The 7,043-nt window shown below is 65.5% G+C and carries 8 protein-coding genes; 3 read left to right on the plus strand and 5 right to left on the minus strand.

Going from position 1 to position 7,043, the window contains the following annotated elements:
* Positions 1–9 precede the first annotated feature (9 nt).
* Complete coding sequence (locus tag AC5P5S_RS13335) at positions 10–1,413, plus strand: mannose-1-phosphate guanylyltransferase/mannose-6-phosphate isomerase (RefSeq protein WP_062607863.1); 1,404 nt, start codon at positions 10–12, stop codon at positions 1,411–1,413.
* 75 nt (positions 1,414–1,488) lie between these two features.
* On the opposite strand, the gene rfbD is transcribed toward AC5P5S_RS13335, so the two are convergent.
* The 4 genes from rfbD to rfbB are packed head-to-tail and all read right to left on the minus strand — an operon-like array spanning position 1,489 to position 4,892.
* Positions 1,489–2,382 (minus strand): dTDP-4-dehydrorhamnose reductase, encoded by an 894-nt coding sequence (gene rfbD, locus AC5P5S_RS13340; RefSeq protein WP_059036225.1) that lies wholly within the window; start codon positions 2,380–2,382, stop codon positions 1,489–1,491.
* Positions 2,379–2,936 carry a dTDP-4-dehydrorhamnose 3,5-epimerase gene (rfbC, locus tag AC5P5S_RS13345; protein ID WP_059036223.1) on the minus strand — a complete coding sequence of 186 codons (558 nt, stop codon included), beginning with the start codon at positions 2,934–2,936 and terminating at the stop codon, positions 2,379–2,381. The genes rfbD and rfbC overlap by 4 nt, the downstream gene beginning before the upstream one ends.
* Positions 2,933–3,820: a glucose-1-phosphate thymidylyltransferase RfbA gene (rfbA, locus tag AC5P5S_RS13350; protein WP_062607865.1), complete on the minus strand. Its 888-nt coding sequence runs from the start codon at positions 3,818–3,820 to the stop codon at positions 2,933–2,935. Before rfbA ends, rfbC begins: the two co-directional genes overlap by 4 nt.
* 16 nt (positions 3,821–3,836) lie before the next feature.
* On the minus strand, positions 3,837–4,892 hold the full coding sequence (rfbB, locus tag AC5P5S_RS13355; RefSeq protein WP_062607875.1) for a dTDP-glucose 4,6-dehydratase: 1,056 nt from the start codon (positions 4,890–4,892) through the stop codon (positions 3,837–3,839).
* A 258-nt stretch (positions 4,893–5,150) separates the two neighbouring features.
* Between rfbB and AC5P5S_RS13360 the strand changes: the two genes are divergently transcribed.
* The gene (locus AC5P5S_RS13360; protein ID WP_012509979.1) at positions 5,151–5,897 is read left to right on the plus strand and encodes an electron transfer flavoprotein subunit beta/FixA family protein; all 747 of its coding nucleotides are present in this window, start codon (positions 5,151–5,153) and stop codon (positions 5,895–5,897) included.
* The gene (locus tag AC5P5S_RS13365) at positions 5,897–6,835 is read left to right on the plus strand and encodes an electron transfer flavoprotein subunit alpha/FixB family protein (RefSeq protein WP_062607867.1); all 939 of its coding nucleotides are present in this window, start codon (positions 5,897–5,899) and stop codon (positions 6,833–6,835) included. The genes AC5P5S_RS13360 and AC5P5S_RS13365 overlap by 1 nt, the downstream gene beginning before the upstream one ends.
* 76 nt (positions 6,836–6,911) lie before the next feature.
* Here AC5P5S_RS13365 and AC5P5S_RS13370 read toward each other — a convergent pair.
* Positions 6,912–7,043: transposase (locus tag AC5P5S_RS13370; RefSeq protein ID WP_495205330.1), on the minus strand; the 132-nt coding region annotated here is incomplete at its 5' end.

Genomic DNA, 7,043 nt, shown 5'->3' on the forward strand with positions numbered 1-7,043 from the left:
GAGGCCCGCATGAGCAGCATCCAGCCCGTCATCCTGTCCGGTGGGTCCGGTACACGCCTATGGCCGCTTTCGCGCGAGGCCTACCCGAAGCAGTTCTTGCCACTGGCCGGCGAGCTGACGATGCTGCAGGCCACCTGGCAACGCGTCGCCCCACTGGCGGCGCGTGGCCCGCTGGTGATTGCCAACGAGGAACACCGCTTCGTTGCCGCCGAACAGCTGCAGCAGGTCGGCGCCGAGCCGGCCGCGATCATCCTGGAACCGGTGGGCCGCAACACTGCACCGGCGATTGCCGTGGCCGCGCTGGAGGCCACCCGTGACGGTGCCGACGCGCTGCTGCTGGTGCTGCCCTCCGATCATGTGATCACCGACGAGGCGGCCTTCCGCAACGCGGTGCAGGCCGCCGCCAGTGCCGCTGAAGCCGGCAAGCTGGTCACGTTCGGCATCGTGCCGACCGGCCCGGAAACCGGCTACGGCTATATCAAGGCTGCCGACGGCCAGGGCCTGCGTGCCGTCGAACGCTTCGTCGAAAAGCCCGACCTCGACACCGCCACGGGTTACATCGCCAGTGGCCAGTACTACTGGAACAGCGGCATGTTCCTGTTCAAGGCCTCGCGCTACCTGCAGGAACTGGAGTGCTTCCAGCCGGCGATGCTCGCCGGCAGCCGCCAGGCCTGGCAACAGGCGCGCCGCGATGCCGACTTCACCCGCCTGGACAGGGATGCCTTCACGGCGGTGCCGTCGGACTCGATCGACTACGCGGTGATGGAGAAGACTGCCGATGCAGTCGTGATCCCGCTGGATGCCGGCTGGAACGATGTCGGCTCGTGGACCGCACTGCGCGATGTCTCGCAGCAGGATGGCGACGGCAACGCCCACCAAGGCGATGTGATCGCCATCGACTGCCGCAACACATACGCCTATGCGCAGCGCCTGGTGGCATTGGTCGGCCTGGATGATGTGATCGTGGTCGAGACCGACGATGCGGTGCTGGTCGGCAAGGCTGACCGCATGCAGGAGGTCAAGACCGTGGTGGCCAAGCTGAAGGCCGAAGGCCGCAGCGAGGCGACCTGGCACCGCAAGGTGTACCGCCCCTGGGGTGCCTACGACTCGATCGACAACGGTGAGCGCTTCCAGGTCAAGCGGATCACGGTCAAGCCCGGCGGCACGCTCAGCCTGCAGATGCATCACCACCGCGCCGAACACTGGATCGTGGTCAGCGGCACCGCCGAGGTGACCCGTGGCAGCGAGGTGATCCTGCTCAGCGAGAACCAGAGCACCTACATCCCGCTGGGCGTGACGCACCGCCTGCGCAATCCGGGCAAGCTGCCGCTGGAACTGATCGAAGTGCAGTCAGGCAGCTATCTGGGCGAGGATGACATCGTGCGTTTCGAGGATACGTACGGGCGCAACTGACCCAGCGCCCGCTGGAGGCTGCCGGCCGCGGGTCGGGGTGGGTGCCGACCGTTGGTCGGCACGCCGCCTACCGGATCAGGCAATCTCCGCCATCACCCGCTTCAGGCCGTCCTGCCAGGTCGGCAGCACGATGCCGAAATCCTGCTGCAGCTTGCGGTTGTCCAGCACCGACCAGGCCGGGCGCTTGGCCGGGGTCGGATATTCGGAACTGGGAATCGCCTCGACGGTCGGCACCTTGGCCAGCACGCCAGTGGCCAACGCTTCGGCGAAGATCGCCTCGGCAAAACCGTGCCAGCTGGTCTGGCCAGTGGCGGTCAAATGCCAAGTGCCGGACAGACGGCCCGGGTGCTGCAATGCCTGTGCGGTCACATCGGCAATCAGCGCCGCCGGCGTGGGCGTCCCGATCTGGTCGTCCACCACCCGCAGCTGATCGCGCTCGGCGCCAACGCGGAGCATGGTGCGCAGAAAGTTGGTGCCATGCGCGGCATACACCCACGCCGTACGGAAGATCAGATGCCGTCCTCCCGCGGCTCGCACCGCCTCCTCGCCATCTCGCTTGCTGGTGCCATAGACACCCAGCGGTGCGGTCGGCTCGTCCTCGCGGTAGGGCGCGGTGCCCTGGCCATCGAACACGTAGTCGGTGGAGTAATGCACGAACGGCACGCCATGCGCCGCACACCAGTGCGCGATCGCGCCCGGCGCCTGCGCGTTGGCGGCGAAGGCGGCATCAACATCCTGTTCTGCGCGGTCAACGGCGGTGTAAGCGGCCGCATTGACCACCAGCGACGGCTGCACGCGGTCCAGCAATGCCGGCAGGCTGTCGGGCTGGCCGAAATCGGCCGTTTCACAGGCACTTCCGTCGGGCAGGACGCCACTGCGGGTGGTCGCGACCACCTGGCCCAGCGGTGCCAGCGCGCGCAGCAACTCCTGGCCGACCTGGCCGTTGCCACCGAACACCAGCACGGTCATGGCACGTAGACCGGCAAGCGGTCTTCGGCAATGTCCTTCAGGAACGGTGCGTTCTCGTCCTTGGCCGACAGCGTAGGTGCACTGACCGGCCAATCCACCGCGATGTCGGCATCATTCCAGCGCACACCGGCGTCGAAGTCCTTCAGGTAGACCTCGGTGCACAGGTAGCTGAACACCGCGCGCTCGGAGAGTACGGCAAAGCCATGCGCGAAGCCTTCCGGAATCCAGAACTGCTTTTTGTTCTCCGCACTCAGCACCACCGCTTCCCACTGGCCGAAGGTCGGCGAACCGCGACGGATGTCGACGGCCACGTCATAGACCTCGCCTTCCAGCACGCTCACCAGCTTTCCCTGCGGGCGCGGCCACTGGTAATGCAGGCCACGCAGCACGCCCTGCGCCGAGGTGGAGACATTGCTCTGCACGAAGCGATCAGGCAGGCCCAGCGCGGCAAATCGCTCGGCGTTCCAGGTTTCAAAAAAGTAGCCGCGCGCATCACCGAACACGGCTGGCTCGATCACCACGCAGCCGGGCAACCTGGTTTCAATCACTTTCACGGAACAACTCCACGCAGCGCGAGTTTGTGCAGGTACTGGCCATAGCCATTCTTGATCAGCGGCGCGGCCAATGCTTCCAGCTGCTCGGCAGTGATCCAGCCCTTGCCGAAGGCGATTTCTTCCGGACAGCAGACCTGCAGGCCCTGGCGGGTCTGGATGGTCTCGATGAAATTGGAGGCTTCCAGCAACGATTGGTGGGTGCCTGTATCCAGCCATGCGTAGCCGCGCCCCAAGGGTTCAAGGTGCAGGCTGCCCTGCTGCAGGTATCTGCGGTTGAGATCGGTGATTTCCAGCTCGCCTCGCGCGGAGGGCTTCAGCTCGGCAGCGTAATCGCTGGCGTTGCCGTCATAGAAGTACAGGCCGGTCACCGCATAGTTCGAACGCGGATTGGCCGGTTTCTCGACGAGGTCAATGACCTTGCCACCGCCGTCGAACTCGGCCACGCCATAGCGCTCGGGATCGTTGACCCAATAGCCGAACACCGTGGCGCCCTGATCCCGGGCATCAGCGCGCCGCAGCATTTCACTCAGCCCATGGCCATGGAAGATGTTGTCACCCAGCACCAGGCAGCTCGGCCTGCCGGCCACGAAATCGCGACCGATCAGGTAGGCTTGCGCCAGCCCATCCGGGCTCGGCTGCACCGCGTACTGGATGTCCATCCCCCACTGCGAACCGTCGCCCAGCAGCTGCTGGAACAGGGCCTGCTCGTGCGGGGTATTGATGATGAGCACTTCACGGATACCCGCCAGCATCAGCACGCTAAGCGGGTAATAGATCATCGGCTTGTCGTACACCGGCAGCAGCTGCTTGCTGACGCCCTTGGTAATCGGATACAGCCGGGTGCCGGAGCCGCCGGCGAGGATGATGCCCTTGCGCTGGGTCATGAGGTCTCCTGGGTTTTCAGGCCGCGGTGCCGATGCGCTGCAGACGGTAGCTGCCGTCGAGCACGCCGTTGACCCATTCCTGGTTGTCCAGGTACCAGTCAACGGTGAAGGTGATGCCCTGCTCGAAGGTGTAGGCCGGTTCCCAGCCCAGGTCGTTCTTCAGCTTGGAGGCATCGATCGCGTAACGGCGGTCATGGCCCGGGCGGTCGGTGACGTAGGTGATCTGGCTGCTGCGCGGCTGGCCGTCCGCGCGCGGGCGGCGTTGGTCCAGCAGTGCGCAGATGGCCTGCACCACTTCGATGTTCTGCTTTTCCGAATTGCCGCCGACGTTGTAGGTCTCGCCGACCCGGCCCTTGGCCAGCACGGTGCGGATCGCCTCGCAGTGATCGGACACGAACAGCCAGTCGCGCACCTGCTTGCCGTCGCCGTACACCGGCAGCGGCTCACCGGCCAGCGCCTTGGCGATCACCAGCGGGATCAGCTTCTCGGGGAAGTGGAACGGGCCGTAGTTGTTGGAACAGTTGGTGGTCAGCACCGGCAGCCCGTAGGTGTGGTGGAACGCACGCACCAGGTGATCGGACGCGGCCTTCGACGCCGAGTACGGCGAGTTCGGAGCATACGGCGTGGTTTCGCTGAACTTGCCGGTCTCACCCAGGGTGCCGTACACCTCGTCGGTGGACACGTGCAGGAAGCGGAAGGCCGCGCCCTGTTCGGCCGGCAGCGCCTTCCAGTAGTCGCGCACCGCTTCCAGCAGGCCCAGGGTGCCCACCACGTTGGTCTGGATGAAGGCGCCCGGGCCATCGATGGAACGGTCCACGTGGCTCTCGGCAGCGAAGTTCAGCACGGCATCGGGCTGGTGCTCGGCCAGCAGGCGGGCGACCAGGGCGCTGTCGCCGATGTCGCCCTGCACGAACACATGGTTCGGGTTGCCGTCCAGGCTGGACAGGGTCTTCAGGTTGCCGGCGTAGGTCAGCGCATCGAGGTTGATGACCTTGACGCCGCGCGCGACGGCCTCGAGAACGAAGTTGCCGCCAATGAATCCGGCGCCGCCGGTGACGAGCCAAGTGGGCACAGCCATTCTCCTGTCATCATGGTGCCTCAGCGCACAACAGGGCTGAATGCAGCTCTACAGGATACATCGGGGCTGGGCCCAAGGATGCCTTCATCAGCTGAACAAGCCGACGTCCAAGCCCGAGTTTGCGGCATCGCAGCAAAACTATACGCATTCGCATGGTCCCTAAAGGCCAGCTAGAATCGGGATCCCACCCCCCGAACCGGTTGCTGTGCGAGGACCGGACGTTCTCCCCGTTATTGAAGGACCCCGTACCAGATGAAAATCCTCGTCGCGTACAAGCGCGTGGTGGACTACAACGTCCGCATTCAGGTCAAGCCGGACGGTTCCGGCGTGGTCACCGACGGCGTCAAGCTGTCCCCCAATCCCTTCGATGAAATCGCCTTGGAAGAAGCCCTGCGCCTGCGCGACAAGGGCATCGCCAGCGAAGTCGTGGTTGCCACCATCGCCCCGGCCGATGCCCAGGCGCATCTGCGCAACGGTCTGGCCATGGGCGCCAACCGTGCCATCCACGTTGTCACCGACCAGGCCATCCAGCCGCTGACCGCCTCGCGCACCCTGCTCAAGCTGATCGAGAAGGAACAGCCGGACCTGGTGATCCTCGGCAAGCAGGCCATTGACGACGACGCCAACCAGACCGGCCAGATGTTGGCCACGCTCTGGGGCCGCCCGCAGGCGACCTTCGCCAGCAAGCTCGAGATCGCCGACGGCAAGGCCACAGTGACCCGTGAAGTCGACGCCGGCCTGGAAACGCTGGAAGTGGACCTGCCGGCGGTGGTTACCACCGACCTGCGCCTGAACGAACCGCGCTTCATCAAGCTGCCGGACATCATGAAGGCCAAGGCCAAGCCGCTGGAGACCCTGCAGCTGGCCGACCTCGGCGTTGAAGCCGCCGATACCTTCAAGACCACCCAGTACGCCGCGCCGTCCAAGCGCAGCAAGGGCGTGATGGTCAAGGACGCGGCCGAACTGGTTGCTGCACTCAAGCAGAAGGGGTTGCTGTAATGAGCAAGATTCTCGTCATCGCCGAGCACCACGACGGCAAGCTCAACGCCGCCACCGCCAAGACCGTCAGCGCCGCTGCCGCCATCAGCGGTGCCAGCATCGATGTGGTGGTGCTGGCCGCCGATCCGGCAGCGGTCGCCGCCGAGGCCGCGAAGATCGCTGGCGTCGCCAAGGTCCTGACCGTGGCCAATGCCGCCAACGCGCAGGCCATCGCCCAGGTGCTCGCGCCGCAGATCGCGCAGCTGGCCAAGGGCTACACCCACGTGTTCGGACCGTCGACCACCTTCGGCAAGGACCTGATGCCGTGCGTGGCAGCCCTGCTCGGCGTCAACCAGGTCTCCGACCTGATGACCGTCGAAGGCAGCCACACCTTCAAGCGCCCGATCTACGCCGGCAACGCGATCATCACCGTGGAAGCTCCGGCCGACCAGATCGTGGTCGCCACCGTGCGTGCCGCGTCGTGGCCGGAAGCCGCTCAGGGCGGCAGCGCCGCCATCGAAGCGGCCAGCGTCGATGCTGCCCTGCCGACCCACACCCGCTTCGTCGGCCTGGCCGCTGGTGCCAGTGACCGCCCGGACCTGCAGAGCGCCAAGCGCGTGGTCTCCGGTGGCCGTGGCGTCGGTTCGGAAGAGAACTTCAAAGTCATCTTCCAGCTGGCCGACAAGCTGGGTGCCGCCGTCGGTGCCTCGCGTGCGGCGGTCGATGCCGGCTACGTGCCCAGCGACCTGCAGGTCGGCCAGACCGGCAAGATCATCGCGCCGGAACTGTACGTGGCCGTGGGCATCAGCGGTGCGATCCAGCACCTGACCGGCATCAAGGATGCCGGCACGATCGTCGCGATCAACAAGGACGGCGACGCGCCGATCTTCGAGATTGCCGATATCGGCCTGGTGGGGGATCTGTTTACGATCCTGCCGGAGCTGGAAAAGGCGCTGTAAGCAGCGCCGAGGGCCGACAAGGCCCTGCGGCATCCCTGGGGGGCGTCCAAGCTGGCGCCCCCTTTTCTTTGGTTCTTCACCCAACTCCGGGGAAGGCTGCACGGATTTTGAGGAAGAAATAGGCGTCGTCTCGGTATCCGTAGGCGACGCGCTTGATGACCTTGATCTTGTTGTTGATTCCCTCGACCAGATTCGTTCCAAGGGGCCA

The organism is Stenotrophomonas sp. YJH_SMC_54, assembly GCF_059368435.1.

Coding starts and splice junctions, on each gene's coding strand:
- AC5P5S_RS13335 (WP_062607863.1), top strand. CDS start 10: ATGAGCAGCATCCAGCCCGTCATCCTGTCCGGTGGGTCCGGTACACGC.
- AC5P5S_RS13360 (WP_012509979.1), top strand. CDS start 5,151: ATGAAAATCCTCGTCGCGTACAAGCGCGTGGTGGACTACAACGTCCGC.
- rfbA (WP_062607865.1), bottom strand. CDS start 3,820: ATGACCCAGCGCAAGGGCATCATCCTCGCCGGCGGCTCCGGCACCCGG.
- AC5P5S_RS13365 (WP_062607867.1), top strand. CDS start 5,897: ATGAGCAAGATTCTCGTCATCGCCGAGCACCACGACGGCAAGCTCAAC.
- rfbD (WP_059036225.1), bottom strand. CDS start 2,382: ATGACCGTGCTGGTGTTCGGTGGCAACGGCCAGGTCGGCCAGGAGTTG.